The 15,620-nt window shown below is 70.6% G+C and carries 15 protein-coding genes; 7 read left to right on the top strand and 8 right to left on the bottom strand.

Features of this window, described 5'->3' with window-relative positions:
- Nucleotides 1–60: 60 nt before the first annotated feature.
- The 5 genes from dnaB to rpsF form a co-directional block, all read right to left on the bottom strand.
- Nucleotides 61–3,276, bottom strand: coding sequence for a replicative DNA helicase (gene dnaB, locus JYA75_RS05125; protein WP_050036156.1), 3,216 nt, complete (start codon nucleotides 3,274–3,276; stop codon nucleotides 61–63).
- A gap of 472 nt (nucleotides 3,277–3,748) precedes the next feature.
- Nucleotides 3,749–4,204, bottom strand: a complete 456-nt coding sequence (rplI, locus tag JYA75_RS05120; RefSeq protein ID WP_006932315.1) for a 50S ribosomal protein L9 — start codon at nucleotides 4,202–4,204, stop codon at nucleotides 3,749–3,751.
- Nucleotides 4,205–4,223: 19 nt separating this feature from the next.
- Entirely contained in the window at nucleotides 4,224–4,466 is a 243-nt protein-coding gene (gene rpsR / locus JYA75_RS05115; protein WP_003938621.1) for a 30S ribosomal protein S18, read from the bottom strand.
- A 43-nt stretch (nucleotides 4,467–4,509) separates the two neighbouring features.
- Complete coding sequence (locus tag JYA75_RS05110) at nucleotides 4,510–5,019, bottom strand: single-stranded DNA-binding protein (RefSeq protein WP_006932313.1); 510 nt, start codon at nucleotides 5,017–5,019, stop codon at nucleotides 4,510–4,512.
- A gap of 64 nt (nucleotides 5,020–5,083) precedes the next feature.
- Nucleotides 5,084–5,371 (bottom strand): 30S ribosomal protein S6, encoded by a 288-nt coding sequence (gene rpsF, locus JYA75_RS05105; RefSeq protein ID WP_003938619.1) that lies wholly within the window; start codon nucleotides 5,369–5,371, stop codon nucleotides 5,084–5,086.
- Between the two features lie 130 nt (nucleotides 5,372–5,501).
- Here rpsF and JYA75_RS05100 point away from each other — a divergent pair, with 130 nt between their 5' ends.
- The 4 genes from JYA75_RS05100 (at nucleotide 5,502) to JYA75_RS05085 (ending at nucleotide 8,293) form a co-directional block, all read left to right on the top strand.
- The gene (locus JYA75_RS05100) at nucleotides 5,502–6,845 is read left to right on the top strand and encodes a glycosyltransferase 87 family protein (RefSeq protein ID WP_239010531.1); all 1,344 of its coding nucleotides are present in this window, start codon (nucleotides 5,502–5,504) and stop codon (nucleotides 6,843–6,845) included.
- On the top strand, nucleotides 6,842–7,441 hold the full coding sequence (locus tag JYA75_RS05095; protein WP_185713310.1) for a GNAT family protein: 600 nt from the start codon (nucleotides 6,842–6,844) through the stop codon (nucleotides 7,439–7,441). Before JYA75_RS05100 ends, JYA75_RS05095 begins: the two co-directional genes overlap by 4 nt.
- A gap of 76 nt (nucleotides 7,442–7,517) precedes the next feature.
- Nucleotides 7,518–7,868 (top strand): CD225/dispanin family protein, encoded by a 351-nt coding sequence (locus JYA75_RS05090; protein WP_006932305.1) that lies wholly within the window; start codon nucleotides 7,518–7,520, stop codon nucleotides 7,866–7,868.
- A gap of 11 nt (nucleotides 7,869–7,879) precedes the next feature.
- Nucleotides 7,880–8,293, top strand: coding sequence for a DUF2752 domain-containing protein (locus tag JYA75_RS05085; protein WP_006932304.1), 414 nt, complete (start codon nucleotides 7,880–7,882; stop codon nucleotides 8,291–8,293).
- A 99-nt stretch (nucleotides 8,294–8,392) separates the two neighbouring features.
- Here the strand turns inward: JYA75_RS05085 and JYA75_RS05080 are convergent, their stop codons facing one another.
- The 3 genes from JYA75_RS05080 to JYA75_RS05070 all read right to left on the bottom strand — a co-directional run bounded on the left by JYA75_RS05080 (nucleotide 8,393) and on the right by JYA75_RS05070 (nucleotide 13,266).
- Entirely contained in the window at nucleotides 8,393–9,970 is a 1,578-nt protein-coding gene (locus JYA75_RS05080; protein WP_203329751.1) for a glycosyltransferase 87 family protein, read from the bottom strand.
- 9 nt (nucleotides 9,971–9,979) lie between these two features.
- Nucleotides 9,980–12,175, bottom strand: a complete 2,196-nt coding sequence (locus tag JYA75_RS05075) for a transglycosylase domain-containing protein (RefSeq protein ID WP_029546709.1) — start codon at nucleotides 12,173–12,175, stop codon at nucleotides 9,980–9,982.
- A 668-nt stretch (nucleotides 12,176–12,843) separates the two neighbouring features.
- A complete protein-coding gene (locus JYA75_RS05070) occupies nucleotides 12,844–13,266 on the bottom strand; it encodes a DUF5318 domain-containing protein (RefSeq protein ID WP_065923290.1) in 423 nt (140 codons plus the stop codon).
- A gap of 94 nt (nucleotides 13,267–13,360) precedes the next feature.
- On the opposite strand from JYA75_RS05070, the gene JYA75_RS05065 reads away from it, so the two are divergent.
- From JYA75_RS05065 to JYA75_RS05055, 3 genes are read left to right on the top strand one after another with little or no spacing between them, the layout of a single operon-like run.
- Nucleotides 13,361–14,206: a DUF1707 domain-containing protein gene (locus JYA75_RS05065; protein ID WP_185713313.1), complete on the top strand. Its 846-nt coding sequence runs from the start codon at nucleotides 13,361–13,363 to the stop codon at nucleotides 14,204–14,206.
- A 23-nt stretch (nucleotides 14,207–14,229) separates the two neighbouring features.
- A complete protein-coding gene (locus JYA75_RS05060; RefSeq protein ID WP_185713314.1) occupies nucleotides 14,230–15,057 on the top strand; it encodes a DUF1707 domain-containing protein in 828 nt (275 codons plus the stop codon).
- Nucleotides 15,054–15,605, top strand: coding sequence for a hypothetical protein (locus tag JYA75_RS05055; RefSeq protein WP_231772267.1), 552 nt, complete (start codon nucleotides 15,054–15,056; stop codon nucleotides 15,603–15,605). Before JYA75_RS05060 ends, JYA75_RS05055 begins: the two co-directional genes overlap by 4 nt.
- Nucleotides 15,606–15,620: the final 15 nt, after the last annotated feature.

Raw genomic sequence — 15,620 nt, 5'->3', positions numbered from 1 at the left:
TAGATTCCGAATCGGTGAGCGAATCCGTCGGACGTCGCTAAGTGATGCGAACCGGATCTCTCAGCCCCGCGCCATGTCCACGAACCGCGACAGGTGCAGCTGGTGCGCGACGGTGATGGTGGCGGTCGGACCGTTGCGGTGCTTGCCGAGGATCAGGTCCGCCTCGCCGCCGCGCGGGTCGTCACGTTCGAATGCGTCGGGCCGGTGCAGCAGGATCACCATGTCGGCGTCCTGCTCGAGACTGTTGTGCACCGAGATGCCGTCGGCAACGAAGTTGTGTGTGCCCGGGACGGTCCCGTCGAACACGTCCTGCTCACCGATGCTGGTGACGGACACGATCTCGTCCCAGTACACATTGTTGGTGGCGAGCATTTCGATGTCGGCGGTGTCGAGGACGCCCGCCACCTGGGCCAGACTCGATCGCGAACCCCCTGCGGACCGCGAAGCCGCGGCCGCGACCAGCTCACGGGGGGCGAGCTCCTCGACTGCGAGGAGCCGGCTCAGCGTCGCCTCGACGTCGGGTGTCAGGGTGTCGGCGTCGTGGCGTACGAGCTTCGGCCCGAGCTGAGCGAGCACCCACTGCGCCGCAGTGCCGTGTGCACCCACGTCGTGCAGGAAGACGGCCTGATTCTCCGGACCGGTGACGACAACATCCCAGCCCGAGCCTGTTCCGGCCGCGGCGATCCGAGCGAAGACACCGATTCGCAGGAGAAGGCGGGCCAGGTCGTCGGCGAGGCGCCGGTCTGCGGACGGATACCGGACAGCGGCTCGTCCTTCGACCGCGTCCCACGCGACGATCCCGTTGCCCTCCCAGACGTGGCACACGAGCGCGGCGATCTGTTCCTTCGGCAGCGAGAATGCCTGTGGCGGAACAGAGCTATCGGCGACGGTGCGCTCAGCCAGCGCGACGACGTCGTCCTCCGAGACGGCGTGCGTCTCGAGGGGGGCAGGAACCGCGCGGGGTACTGCGACGCGCTCCCCGGCCGTCAGCTCGCCGAGGGGAATCCACCCGTCCACGGTGAGGAAGGGATGGTTCGCGGTGGCCTCGACCTGACGCCCGGAGTCGAGCGTCAGACGGAACACTTCCTTGCGTCCGCTCGGGAACACCTTGGTCATCGGGCGGGCGACCATACGCATGCGCTCGTCCAGCGACCAGACGACGGGCTGTTCACCACTGGCCAGCAACTCGCCGAGGGTGACCTCGCAGCCGTTGTCCGCGCGCAGGACGCGGGTGCTCGCAGTGAGGCAACCCGACTCGCGAAGATCGGAGACCATCGGCTTCTTGTCGGTGCGCTGCTCGGGGCCACGGTTGAGCTGACAGATCGCGACCACCGGGACCTCGAGCTCCTTCGCGAGAAGCTTGAGGCTACGGGAGAATTCGGAGACCTCCTGCTGGCGGGACTCGACCTTCTTACCGGAGGTCATCAGCTGCAGGTAGTCGACGACGATCAGCCGGATGTCGTGTTTCTGCTTGAGGCGCCGCGCCTTTGCGCGGATCTCCATCATCGTCAGGTTGGGGGAGTCGTCGATGTACAGCGGCGCTTCGCTGATCTCGCTCATCCGCCGGGCGAGCCGGGTCCAGTCGTCGTCGGTCATGCGGCCCGAACGCATGTCGCCGAGCTTGATCTTCGCCTCGGCCGAGAGCAGCCGCATGACGATTTCGGTCTTGCCCATCTCGAGGGAGAACATGACGGAGGCCATGCCGTGCTTGACGGAGCAGGACCGCAGGAAGTCCATGCCGAGCGTGGAGTTGTGGGTGGGGATCATGGACCGTCCGGCGAGGTACAGGTGCTCGCCGTCGACCTCGACGCACCGCACCGGCACGGACTCGACGGGGCGGACGGCGACGATGCGGCGTTCCCGCGGCACCCCCGTGCGGGTCTCCTTGTGCGCCTTGGCCTTGCTGGGGAGGACGAAGACGTCGTCGTCGGTGGCGAAGCGCACCGTGGAGCCGGTGGTGGTGCAGGTGTAGCCGAGGCCGGCCAGGAGCTCGGCGACGTCGTCGCGCAGTCGGGCGCAGTCGGATTCGAAGCGGACGGTGCCGTCGTCGCCGACGTGGCCGCCGGCGTCGAGCAGACCGGCGAGCAGCTCGCGCCGCTGCCGTTCCGACGCCCGCTGGTAGGCGCCGGGGATGCGGGCGCCGAGCGTCATGAGTTCCTCGGCGAACCCGCCCTCGCCCTGCACCCGCATGTGCACGTGGGGATCGGCGGAGGGGCCGCCGAGCCAGGCGCCGAGGGTGAACGGGGCGACGGGCAGATCGGCGACGGGCAGCTGCAGCGCGGCGACATTGCCGACGACGTGACCGTCCGCGAGGGACGCGGCGATCTCCCCGGTGGTGCGCACGCGCGACGGGCCGCCGTCGGAGGTGACCCACTGGTGCTGTTCGTCGGCGACGAGGACGGTGCCGTCGGAGAATTCCACCTCGAAGCACGGCCGGCCGTGCAGCACCTCGGTGGCGGCCAGCACCCGGGTGGGGCGGCCGTGGGCGTCGAGGAGTTCGTCGCCGGCGGCGACCTCGCCCATGGTCGTCCAACCGCCGGGGGTGGGCAGGGGAGTGTCGAGGGCCAGCGCCTTGCCGACGCCCGGACGGGCGGCGACGATGATCATCTGCCCGGGATGGAGGCCGTTGGTGACCTCGTCGAGCTCGGCGAATCCGGTGGGCACACCGAGGGAGATGCCGCCGCGGCTGGCGATCGAGTCGATCTCGTCCATGGTGGGCTGCAACAGCTCTTCGAGCGGGACGAAGTCCTCGGACGTGCGGCGCTCGGAGACCTCGAAGATCTCGGCCTGGGCCCGGTCGACGACCTCGGCGACGTCCTGGCCCTCGGAGCCGGCGTAACCGTACTGGACGATGCGCGTTCCGGCCTCGACGAGGCGGCGGAGGATGGCCTTCTCGGCGACGATCTCGGCGTAGTAGCTCGCGTTCGCAGCGGTGGGCACGGTCTGGGTCAGGGTCACCAGGTAGGCGGCGCCCCCGATGCGGCGGAGTTCTCCGCGCCGGTCGAGTTCCGCGGACACCGTGACGGGGTCGGCGGGCTCACCGCGGCTGTAGAGGTCGAGGACGGCGTCGTAGACGGCCTGATGGGCGGGACGGTAGAAATCGCCGGGCCGCAGCACTTCGAGCACGTCGGCGATGGCGTCCTTGCTGAGCAGCATGCCACCGAGCACGGACTGCTCCGCAACCATGTCCTGCGGGGGCTGGCGGCCGAAGTCGCCGGCCGGCTCCTCGGGCGGTCCCGGGTAGTCGGAATGGCCCCGATCGTCTACTACAGCCACGCGACGCCGTCCTTCCCCTTCTCGGCACCTCCGCCGCGGACAGACCCCGTCCACCGGCGCTCGACACCACTTCTACCCGGCCCCACCGACACGTCGTCCGGGACGCGCGCGCTCGACGTTAGGCACTCGGAGGGCGGCGTCCAAATCCGCCTGTGCACACAACTGTGGATGAATTGTGGAAAGGGGAGGACGGCCTTGTGCACCCCTTGGGGACAACCTGGGGACAACGCATCTCACACTTCGCATCGCTGCTGTTCAGACCGGGAAAAACGACTTTCACAGGTGTGGAGAACAATCGATTCGGCGTGTCGCCACGGATGTGTTTCCGGGCGTGTTCCGTCCTCCCGGCCCCGGAATGCCGTGCCGCGGATCACAAACCTACCGGTACCCCTGTGGGGTTATCCACAGCCCCTGTGGAAAGACGACGAAGAGCCCTGCACACAGTGTGTGCAGGGCTCTTCGGGAGCCGGAATCAGGCGGCCACGACGTTCAGATCGAACTTCGCGGTCACGTCCGGGTGCAGCTTCACGACGACCGTGTGCTTGCCGGTCGACTTGATGTGCGCCTTGGGCAGCTCGATGATGCGCTTGTCGACGACCGGGCCACCGGCGGCCTTGATGGCGCCGGCGACGTCGGCCGCGGTGACCGAGCCGAACAGCTTGCCCGAGTCCCCGGCGGTCTTCACGGCCAGGGAGACGTTCTCGAGGCCCTCGATGGCGGCCTTGAGCTCCTTGGCATGATCGAGGCCGCGCACCGCACGAGCCTCCTGGGCGCGGCGGATGCCCTCGACCTGCTTCTGGGCACCACGGGTGGCGACGATCGCCAGGCCGCGGGGCAGCAGGTAGTTGCGGCCGTAGCCGTCCTTGACCTCGACGGTGTCGCCAGGCGCACCGAGGTTGTCCACGTCAGCGGTGAGAATGAGCTTCATCGTGTGTCCCTCCCTTTCCTTAGCGAGCCGTCGAGACGTAAGGAAGCAGGGCCACCTCACGCGAGTTCTTCACAGCGATGGCAACGTCGCGCTGGTGCTGCACGCAGTTGCCCGTGACACGGCGAGCGCGGATCTTGCCGCGATCGCTGACGTACTTACGCAGCAGCGTCGTGTCCTTGTAGTCGATCTGCACGTTCTTTTCCTTGCAGAAGGTGCAGACCTTCTTCTTCAAAACCTTTTCGCGCGCGGGCGCCTTAGGCATGGTCTTTCTCCGTACTTTCCGAATGTTCCGATCGAAGGTCGGATCAGAACGGGGGTTCGTCGTCCCCGCCGAAGGAGCCCGCCGCCGCCGGCGCGCTGCCCCACGGGTCGTCCCCGCCGGTGCTCGCGCTGGCACGAGCCCCACCCGATCCTCCGGAGGAACCACCGAAGCCGCCCCCGCCACCGCCACGGCTGGCCTTGTTGACCTTGGCCGTCGCGTAGCGGAGCGAGGGGCCGATCTCGTCGACCTCGAGCTCCACGACAGTGCGCTTCTCGCCTTCACGCGTCTCGTAGCTGCGCTGCTTGAGGCGGCCCTGCACGATCACGCGCGAGCCACGGGTCAAGCTCTCGGCCACGTTCTCCGCCGCCTCGCGCCAGATGTTGCAGCGCAGGAACAGCGCCTCGCCGTCTTTCCACTCGTTGGACTGACGGTCGAAGATGCGGGGCGTCGACGCGACGGTGAAGTTCGCGACCGCAGCTCCCGCCGGGGTGAAACGCAGCTCGGGATCAGCCGTCAGATTGCCGATGACGGTGATGACGGTGTCGCCTGCCATGTGGTTCCTCCTGCTGTGTGTGGAGTCCTGATGCGCCCGAGCCTACGGCCGGACGCCGACAGACTCACTTGCCGTGGCGCAGAACCTTGGTGCGGAGCACCGACTCGTTCAGGCCGAGCTGGCGATCCAGCTCCGCAACCGTGGCGGGCGTAGCGCTGATGTCGATCACCGCGTAGATGCCTTCGCTGTGCTTGGCGATCTCGTACGCGAGACGACGCTTACCCCACACGTCGACCTTGTCGATCTTGCCGCCGTCCTGGCGAACGACGTTGAGGAACGTATCCAGCGACGGGGCGACAGTGCGCTCGTCCAGGCTGGGGTCGAGAATGACCATCAGTTCGTAATGACGCATAAGACCTCATCACCTCCTATGGACTATGGGCGGTCACGGACGGTCCGTGACAGGAGGGTCGTTGCGTCAGCAACCCATGCAGGCTACACGATGCGCCCTTGACCAGCGAAATTCGCCTAGGGTGAAGAACATGCGCACGAGTTCCCGGACGCCCGCGCTCGTCGCCGTCGTGACGTGCGCGCTCGCCATTTGGCTCGGCTACCTGAACAAGGCCCGCTGCGCCGCACCACCGTTCGACCCGCAGGGGCGCAGCGTGCGTTTCGACGCGGTCAAGGACGCCACGGTCTGCTACTCCGACATCCAGCAGTTGTGGATCGGTCGCGGCATCAACCTGCACCTGTTCCCGTTCCTCGACGGCGGCATCACCCGCGACGGCGTGCTCACCGGCGGCACCGTCGAGTACCCGGTGCTCAGCGGCATCCTCATGTGGGTGGGGGCCCTGCGCGCCGACACCGACGCCGAGTTCCTCCTGCACTCCGCGCTGCTGCTGGCACCGTTCGGCCTGCTCGTCGCCTGGTACCTCGGCCGGCTGGCCGGGTGGGCCGCGCTGCTCTGGTCGGCCACGCCGCCCCTCGTGATGTACGCGTTCCTGAACTGGGACCTGCCCGTCGTCGCGACCACCGTCGGGGCCGTCGCCGTGCTCGGGGTGCGCCGCTGGCCGCTGCGCACCCGCGCGGTGATCGCCGCCGTCCTGCTCGCCGTCGGGTTCTGTCTCAAGGTGTATCCCGGCATCTTCGTGCTGCCGCTGATCGCATACGTCCTCACCGGCGGGGGCGAGCCCGGGCCGCGGCGGGACGTGCGGGGCGCGGTGGCGGTGGGCGCCGCGGCGGCGGCGACGGTGATCGCCGTGAACCTGCCGTTCGCGCTGCTCGGGTATCCGGGGTGGCGCGCATCGTTCGAGTTCCAGGGCAACCGCGCGGCCGACGCCACGAGCAATTCGATCTGGTACTGGGGGCTGCGGCCCCTCGTCGGGGGCTATCAGGACACCGAGGTCACGGCCGAGTACAACGACCTCGTCTCCGTCGTCTCGCCGTTGCTGATCTGCGCCGCCTTCGCGCTGGCGCTGTGGCTGGGGTGGCGGCGGTACCGTCGCGACGGCTGCTATCCCTGGGTGGCGGTCGGCGCCGCGATGCTGTGCGGATTCCTGCTGCTGCACAAGGTGCATTCGCCGCAGTACACCCTGTGGTTGCTGCCGTTCCTGGTGCTGCTGCGGGTGCGGTGGCCGCTGATCGTCTCGTACCTCACCGTGGACCTCGCGATCGGCATCGGCGTGTTCCTGTGGTTCGACGCGACCATGACCCGGACCGACACCACGATCCCGCTGCTGCTCACCCTCGTCGGGGTGTGGGGCCGGGCCGTGCTGCTCGTCGTACTGTTCTTCGTGTTCGCCGGCGCGCCGCTGCGCCGGCCCGACCCGACCCCACCCGACGAGGAGCGGCCCCGGATGCCGGCGATGAGCGGAAAACCCGGATGAGCACGGCCTGGTACGAGCAGCCGGTGCTCGGCGGCACGCGGATTCGCCTCGAACCGCTGGCCGCGGGACACGCGCCCGGCCTGCTCGCGGCCGTCGACGATGCCGACGCGATCTTCCGGTGGACGTCCGCCGACCTCCGGACACGCGACGACACCGACGCGTTCGTCCGTACCGCGCTCGACGATCCGGACCGCCTGCCGTACGCGGTCGTCGACAAGTCCGTCGGCGCCGTCGTCGGCACCACGTCGTACTACCTGATCGATCCCCGGCACCGGACGCTGGCGGTCGGGCACACGTGGCTCTCGCGCGCGGTGCACGGTGGCGCCGCCAATCCCGAGTCGAAACTGCTGTTGCTGCGCCGCGCCTTCGACGATCTCGGCGCGGTCCGCGTGGAGTGGCACACCGACGAACACAACGCGCAGTCGCGCGCGGCGATCACCCGGCTCGGCGCCGGGTTCGAGGGCTTGCTGCGCAAGCATCGGCGACGCCGCGACGGCAGCTGGCGCACCACGGCGCTGTTCGCGATGACCGACGACGACTGGCCGGCCGCCCGGGTGGGTCTCGAGGCGCGGGTGGCCGACCGTCTCGCCAGGTGACCGCGGCTGGTCTACCCTTCCGCGCGGGGGGACCCCGGAACAGGCTGGGATCCCGATGGGGTGATCGAGGACGACGATGAGCGACTATCCGCAGTACCCGCCGAACAATCCGGGCGGTTATCCCCCGCCGGGCGGATACGGGTACTACCCCGGCCCGCAGTTCGGGCCGCCGCCCGAGAACAACCTGGTGTGGGGCATTCTCACGACGATCCTGTGCTGCCTGCCGCTCGGTGTCGTCTCGATCATCAAGGCGAGCCAGGTCAACTCCCTGTGGGCGCAGGGCCAGTTCGATGCCGCACGCCGGGCGGCCGACGACGCGAAGAAGTGGGCGATCTGGTCGGTGGTGGCGAGCGTGGCGGTGTGGGTGGTGATCGTCGTCTTCTACATCGTCGTCCTCGCCGCGGCGGTCTCGTCGTCGAGCTACTGAGGCATCCGGTCGTGCAGACGCTCGCCGCCCGGCTCGCCGCACCCGTCGGGGTGGCGGCCGTGTCGGCGTGTGTGTGCGCGGCCGTCGCGTGGGCCGACCCGACGACGCCGGGCGGCCCGATCCCGCCGTGCCCGACCCGCGTCCTGTTCGGCATCTGGTGTCCCGGGTGCGGATCGTCGCGGATGCTGTATTCGCTGCTGCATCTCGATGTTCCGGACGCCCTGCGGTACAACGCGCTCGGGGTGCTCGCCGTGCTTCTCCTGGGGTGGTCGTTCGCCGTGTGGACGGCCGGCCGGGTCCGTGACCACCGGATCGCCCAGTGGTACCAGTGGCGGTGGGCGCCGCAGCTCGTGCTGTGGGTCGTGCTGGGCTGGTTCGTCGTCCGCAACCTCCCCGTCGCGCCCTTCAACGCGCTCCGCGTGTAGACGGCGCTCGTCGCGGACGAGCACTCGCGCGCGAAAATGCTTCCCGCGCAAGTTTTTACGCGCGCAGGCAGCACCCGTCGCGCGCGGCTCGGGCCGGGGCTACGGGACGGTGCTCGTCGCGGGTGTCTGCCGATCGGCCGATTCGGGAGGTGATGTCCGCCGGATGCCGGGACGGAGACGGCCCGGGAGCCGGCGCGGGGGAGCGTCGGAGGCATGGTCGAGCACGCCACCCACGGGGTCGTCGACGAAGCCGTAGCGCACGAGATCTTCGGCCGGCCGGAGAATCTGCCGGACGACGAGCGCGCACAGCGCCACGACCGCGAGGTCGCGCAGCAGGACGGTGGTCGTGAACCACTGCTCGGGCAGGCCCTTGTTCTCGGCGCCGAGATAAAAGTACATGCGCGGCACCCAGACGAGGGCGTCGATCGTCATCCACGCCAGCAGGATCCGCCGGTGCGGCAGAGCCAGCACGGCGAGCGGCACCAGCCACAGCGAGTACTGGGGGCTCCACACCTTGTTGGTGAGCAGGAACGCGGCAACCACGAGGAAGCACAGCTGGGCGAGGCGGGGGCGGCGCGGAGCCGTCCACGCAAGCCACGCGATGCCCGCGCAGGCCACGGCGAACAGCAGCAGCGACACCGAGTTCAGCGTGGAGGTGTCCCAGCCGGACCAGCCGGTCAGCGACCGCACGACGTTGTAGATCGAATCGGGGTCCGCGCCGCGGTCGGTGTTGAGCCGGAAGAACTCGGCCCAGCCGCGCGGGTAGAGGACCATGATCGGCAGGTTCACCACGAGCCACGCGACGGCCGCGGCACCGGCCGCCTGCCCGAGCGCCCGCAGCTTCCCGGTGCGCAGGCACAGCAGCAACAGCGGGCCGAACAGCAGCAGCGGATACAGCTTGGTGGCGGCACCGAGTCCGAGCAGCACCCCGGCGAGCACCGGTCGCCGTCGCGCCCAGGCCAGCAACCCGCCGGCCGCGAACGCGGTGGCGAGCGCATCGAAGTTGGTGAAGGCGTGCACGACGACCAGCGGCGAGGCGGCGACGAGCGCCGCGTCCCAGATGCGGCGGCCGGCGGAGAGGGCGGTGGCCCACACGGTGGCCAGCCAGGCCATGGCGAGACCGACGGCGACGATGTCGAAGTAGATCGCCACCTGCAGGCCGCCCGGAAGCCACGACGTGGCGTCCCAGGCCTTCGCGGCCCGCATCGAGACGTACTGGTAGAGGCCGGCGAGGATCGGATACTCCATGTACCGGACCTGGGTCTGCCCGTCCGGGCCGGGCTCCTCCCACGACGTCTTGTACGGGAAGGCGCCGGTACTCAGGCGTTCGGCGCCATAGAGCGGCACGACGTCGGAGTAGCACATGGCGACGTACTGCCGGTTGTCGCTCCAGTCCAGTCCGAGCGCGCCGCCCTCGCCGACCGGTCCCTGTTGGATGCAGGCGGCCTTGGTGAACCAGCCGAGGGCGAGGAACACCACCGCGAGGAGCAGCATCGCGCGCAGCGGCGTGAAGAAGCGAGTGCGTCCGAGCAGGGCGTACCGCCCGACGGGTCCGCCGATGACGGTGGACAGGCGCGACACCGTCGGGTCGGTCCATCCGGGTGCGTCGCGCCAGTCCGCGGATCGGCGGTCTGCGACGAGCGGACCCGGCGACGCGAGCTCTCTCTTCTCGGTCACCCCGCGAGGCTACCCGCCGGGTGTGGCGCCGACGGGGTCCTCCTGGAACCGGCTGTTGCCGGACTGCTGGTCTTCACCGGTGCCGGTCGAGTCGTCCTGTGTCCCGAAGCCCGGCGTGTCCGCCTCCGTGGTGGGAGTCGGCGTGGGCACCCGCTGCGTGGTGGTCTGCGGCGCCACCCCCGGCATGGGGATGGTCACGCCCGGGAGGATCTCGACGTTGCGGGTCGTGATCTCCGGCGGCGTGGGCAGCTCCGGCGTCGTCCGCTCGGTCGTCGTGGGGGTCGGCGTCGTGGTCTTCGGCGGCGCCGGCGCGGAGTACGCCGGCACGCCGGCCTGTCCGGCGATCGGTTCGGGCGTCGGGAACTTCTCGACGTCGGTGCCGTCGAGGGCGCCGTCCATCGTGTCCTTCCAGATGTCCGACGGCAGGCCGGAGCCGTAGATCATGCCGCCCCAGCTGTTCTCCAGGGGCAGGCCCTGTTCGGTGCCGACCCACACGGCCGTGGACAGCGACGGCGTGTAGCCGACCATCCAGGCGTCCTTGTTCGAGCCGGTGTCCCCGAGCTGGGCGGTGCCGGTCTTGGAGGCGGACGGCCGGCCGCCGGCGAGGGCGTGCCCGTTGGAGTACGCGGCGATCGGCATCATCGCGGCGGTGGTGTTGTCGGCGACGGCCTCGTCGACCCGCTGTTCCCCGGCCGGGGTGCCGCGGTCGAGCAGCACCGTGCCGTCGGCGGTGACGACCTTCTGCACGAAGTAGGGCTCGTGGTAGGTGCCGGACGCGGCGAGCGTCGCATACGCCGACGCCATGTCGATCACGCGGGACTGGTACTGCCCGAGCACGATGCCGTAGTTGGGGCCGACGCCGCCCGGCTCGGTGAGGGTCTCGCCGACCCCGGGGATCTCCTCGGGGATGCCGAGCTGGTGCGCCATGTCGGCGATGGCCTGCGGGCCGTTGTCCATCTCGAGCATCATCCGGTAGAAGCTGGTGTTGAGCGACCGCTTCAGCGCCTCGGCGATGGTGCAGGTACCGCAGTTCTCGCCTTCGACGTTGCCGATCGAGATGCCGTTGACGGTGAGCGGGCCGCTGTCGTACATGGCGGACAACGGGTTGCCCTGGTCGAGGTTGGCGGCCAGGCCGAACACCTTGAACGACGATCCGGTCTGCAGGCCGGACTGGGCGAAATCGAACCCGGCGCCGTCGTCGCCGCCGTAGTAGGCGCGGACGGCGCCGCTGCGCGGATCGACGGACACGACGGCGGTGCGCAGCTCCTCCGGCTCGCCCTCCATGTTGGTGCGGACGGCGTCGAGCGCGGCCTCCTGCGCCTGTGGGTCGATCGTGGTGGTGATCTGGAGTCCCTCGGTGTTGAGCAGGGTCTCGTCGATGCCTTCCTCGGAGAGCTCCCGGAGCACCTGGTTGCGCAGCAGGCCCTCCGGCCCGTTGCTCTGGCCGCCGTTGTCGACCTCGGCCAGCGGCACGTACCGCGGGTACTGCATCGACGCCCGGTCGGCCGCGTTCAGGGTGCCGGCGGACACCATCCCGTCGAGGACGTAGTTCCAGCGCGCCTGGGCGCCCTCCGGGTTGGTCTCCGGGTCCAGCAGCGACGGCAGCTGGATGGAGGAGGCGAGCACCGCGCCCTCCTCGACGCTGAGCTCGCCGACCGGCTTGCCGAAGTACGCCGTGGAGGCGGCGGCGATGCCGTACGCACCGCGCCCGAAGTAGATGGTGTTCAGGTAGGCGGCGAGGATGTCGTCCTTGGACCACTGGTTGGCCATCTTGGACGCGAGGACGAGTTCCTTCATCTTGCGGGTGAGGGTGCGCTCGGAGCCGACCAGCGCCGTCTTCACGTACTGCTGGGTGATGGTCGAACCACCGCCGGCGCTCTCCCGGCCGAGGATGTTGTCGCGGGCCGCGCGGGCGAAGCCGCTGACCGAGAATCCCGGGTTGCTGTAGAAGTCGCGGTCCTCGGCGGCGAGCACGGCGTTGCGGACGTGCTCGGGAATCTCGTCGAGCCGCACCTCGGTGCGGTTGCCTTCGGGCGGCACCACCTTGGTGATGACGGTCGAGCCGTCGGCCGCGTAGACGGTGGCCACCTGGTTGGTCTTCAGGTCACCGGGTCGCGGGACCTCCTGGACGACGTAGGCCAGCATGAACGCGAGGATGGGCAGTACCAGAGCCAGCGCCACGGCCGCGTAGCCGACGCGCCGCACGGTGCGCCAGCGCGTCGACTTGGGCTCGCCACCACCGCGGGGCGGCTCGTCGCCACCGCCGCGCGCGGTGGGCGGAGGCGTGGGGGGGACGCCCGCCGGGCCCGGGCGGGCCGCCGGCCGGCCGGTTGGGCGGCTGCTGACGGTTCTGGTTCGGCATCGGGGGCCGGTTCTGGGGCGGCAGTTGCCGGGTGCGGTCCTGCGGCGGCTGCTGCGGTCGCGGCGCTTGTGGGTTCCCCGCGGCGAACTGCTGCGGCGGGTACGGCTGCGGCCCGCCCTGCTGGGGGCGCGGCTGCGGCGGATAGGGGCGTCCCGGCGGCGGCATCCGCCGATCCATGGGCGGCCCACCCCCGGGTGCGCGTCCGGGCGGGGGTCCCCCCACGGGTCCCGGTCGCCGCGGCGGCGGGGGACCTGCCGGTCCGTTCCCGTGCGGCGGCCTCGGCCGTTCGCCCTGCGGATCGTTGTGGGGGGAACTCACGTACTCATCTCCAACCGGTAGCGCGGACGCGGTGGCACGCGTCCTCGTTTCACGTCTGCAGACTTCGGTCTCGTCGGGCAGCGCGCGTTCGGGCAGTGCAGTGTTCTTCGGGCAGTGCAGTGTCACAGGGGGACGGGGTCACCGGGGACGGGGTCACCAGAGACGGGGCGGTTCAGCAGGGGTCGCGCACGGCTCACTCGCTCGCGGTGCGGCGGCTCTGGCCGGTCGACCTGCGGCGGGGCCGCTTGGGCGCGGGTTCCGCCCCCAGGACATAGGACTGGACAAGGTGGTTCCAGCTGCACGTGCGGCACACCTCGACCACGTGGACGGAGAACTCCTCCTGGCTGGCGGCCAGGCGGACCAGTTCCTCCGCGGTGCGGGCCGACCCGGACACCGGGCCGAGCTTGTCGCCGAACACCCACGACACGAGTGTCAGCTGCTCCTTGCGGCAGATCGGGCAGACCACGTCACTGCCCCGACCGTGGAACTTGGCGGCGCGGAGCAGGTAGGGGCTGGCGTCGCACACCTCTGCGACGCCGGTCCGCCCCGAGTAGACCTGGGCGAGCAGCGACCTGCGCTGCAGCGCGTAGTCCACCACCTGCCGCTGTATCCGCACGGGTCCAGAGTACGTGCGGACGGCACGTGGGTGGGCGGGGTGTGGGGCGCGCGACTGCGCGACGCGCCCATATCGGGCGTTCTAGGCTGCCCGGGTGGTGAGCCGACACACGCCGCGAACGCGGGCACGCGACATCGACCGGGCACTGGTCTGTGGCCGTCTCGACACCGCCTACACCGACGGCCAGCTCGATTTCGGGGAGCACCGGGATCGGACGGCCCGGGCGATGTCCGCAAAGACGCTGGGCGAGCTCGCGGACCTGGTCCGCGACCTGCAGCCACCGGAGGATTCCGGGGACCTCGCAGCGCCGCCGCCGGGCCGCCGGCCCGGTCTGCGCCGGCCCGGTCTGCGCCGGGCCGCCGCCGTGACGGTCGCGGTGGCGGCTGCGGCGGCCGGCGCGGCGGTGATGCTATCGGATGGGGACGGCCCGGCGCCGGGACCCGCGGCGGTGCGGGAACAGCCCGCCGCGCCGGTGGCGGTCCCCGACGACGGTGTCGATCCGATCGTGGTGACCCCGGTCCGGCCGCTCGAGCCCGGCGGGTTCGAGGCGGTTCTTGCGGCGGTGCGGGGCCGCTTCGGCGACACGGTCGTGTACCGGCTGGTCCTCCGTCCGGAGCGGGCCCACATCGAACGGGCGCTGCCGGACGAGCCGGGCCGGATCGCGACCTACACCTACGCGGGTGGGGCACTGCGGGCCCAACCGGTGACGGTGCAGCGCTTCCCCGGCTACCAGGACTTCGACCTCGGCGCGGTCGACGCGGGGGCCGTGACCGCCCGGATCGCGGAGGCGCCCGCGCTGGTCGGCCTGCCCGGCGGCACGGTCTCGCACGTGTCGTTCGCCCACGACGGCACCCCGGCGGTGACCATCTACGTCGAGTCCGGCGACGGCACGCGGTACGTGAAGATTCTGTTCGACGGCGGCGTGCTGGGCGTGTTCTGAGCTGCGTCGTTACGATCTCCCGCATGATCGGCCGCCATTCGCCTTCCACCAGGGCACGCGACGCCGATCGGGCTGCGGTCCGGGCGCGGCTCGACGCGGCGTATGCGGACGGTCAGCTCTCGGGCGCCGAGCACGAGGTCCGGGATGCGCGCGCCGGTGCGGCGGACACGCTCGGCGAGCTCGACGAACTGGTCGCCGACCTGCAGGCGAGCCCGGGCGCCGCCGCGGCGGCACGGGTCCGCGCCTGGGGTCCCTGGGTGTTCGCCGGGACCGTGGTGACGGCGGCGGTGGTGGCGGGGGTGGCGACGTTCCGCTGGGTGCGCGCCGACCCGCCACCCGCCGGGGCGCAGCAGGCGCTGTACCTCGACCCGGCGGCGCTGCGACCGGTCGTGGTGCCGACGCCGAGCCTGGTGACCCGGGCGGGCCTCGAGCAGTACCGGGCCGACCACCTGGCGGCGTTCGGGAACACGCTCGTCGACAAGGTGGACTTCTTCGAGCAGCACGCGAGCATCACCCGCTCCGTCCCCGACGTCCCGGACCGCATGGTGTCGTACACCTACCGCGGCGGTTTCGACCCGGACCATGCGCCCCGGACCCGTGCCGTGGACACCCCGGTGGTCGACCTGGCGACGCTGGACGTCGACGAGATCGCCCGCTACGTCGCGGGGGCGCCGCAGAGCGTCGGCGTGCCGGACGGCACGGTCGGCCACATCTCGGTCGGCTTCTCGTACGACCAGCCGTCGGTGCGCATCTTCGTGCGCAACACGGCGGGCGAGACCGGATTCCTCGAGGTGACGCCGCAGGGCGAACTGATCGAGCTGCATCGGTTCGAGAACCGGGGGACCCGGTGAGGGCCCGGCGTGTGGTGATCGCGGCGACGACCGTCGCGGTGGGGGCCGTGACGGGCGCGCTGGCGGGAGTCGTCGGGAACGCGGCGGACGGGCCGGAGCCGCTGCCGGACCTGACGTCGCCGCAGGGGCTGGCTCGGTTCGTCGAGGACTATCGGGCCGAGTTCGGCGACACGCTGGTCGACGACCTGACCCTGTTCCCGGAGCATGCGTCGTTCGACCGGGCGGTGGCCGGCGATCCGCACCGGTATCTCTCGTACACCTTCGACGGCGAGTTCGACTCGTGGAGCAGTCCGAGTACCCGGCCGTCGGATGCGGTGGCCTTCGATCTGGCGGGCCTGGACCTGGTCGCGGTGTCGGAGATGATCCTCGGCGCTCCCGCGACGCTGCGGGTGCCCGACGGCCGGGTGGAGCAGGTCGGCGTCGACGTCGACGACGAGGGCCGGGCCACGGTCGTGGTCCACGCGCGGCGTCCCGGCACCGATCAGGGCGGGCATCTCGTCTTCGCGTTCGACGGCACGCCGATCGCGGTGTTCCCGTACGAACCCTGACCGATTTACCGATAC

The sequence above is a fragment of the Rhodococcus sp. PSBB066 genome, from assembly GCF_017068255.1.
Lineage (GTDB): Bacteria > Actinomycetota > Actinomycetes > Mycobacteriales > Mycobacteriaceae > Rhodococcus > Rhodococcus aetherivorans.
Note: the sequence above shows the minus strand (reverse complement) of the source record. Positions and strands in the feature narration are given on the sequence as shown.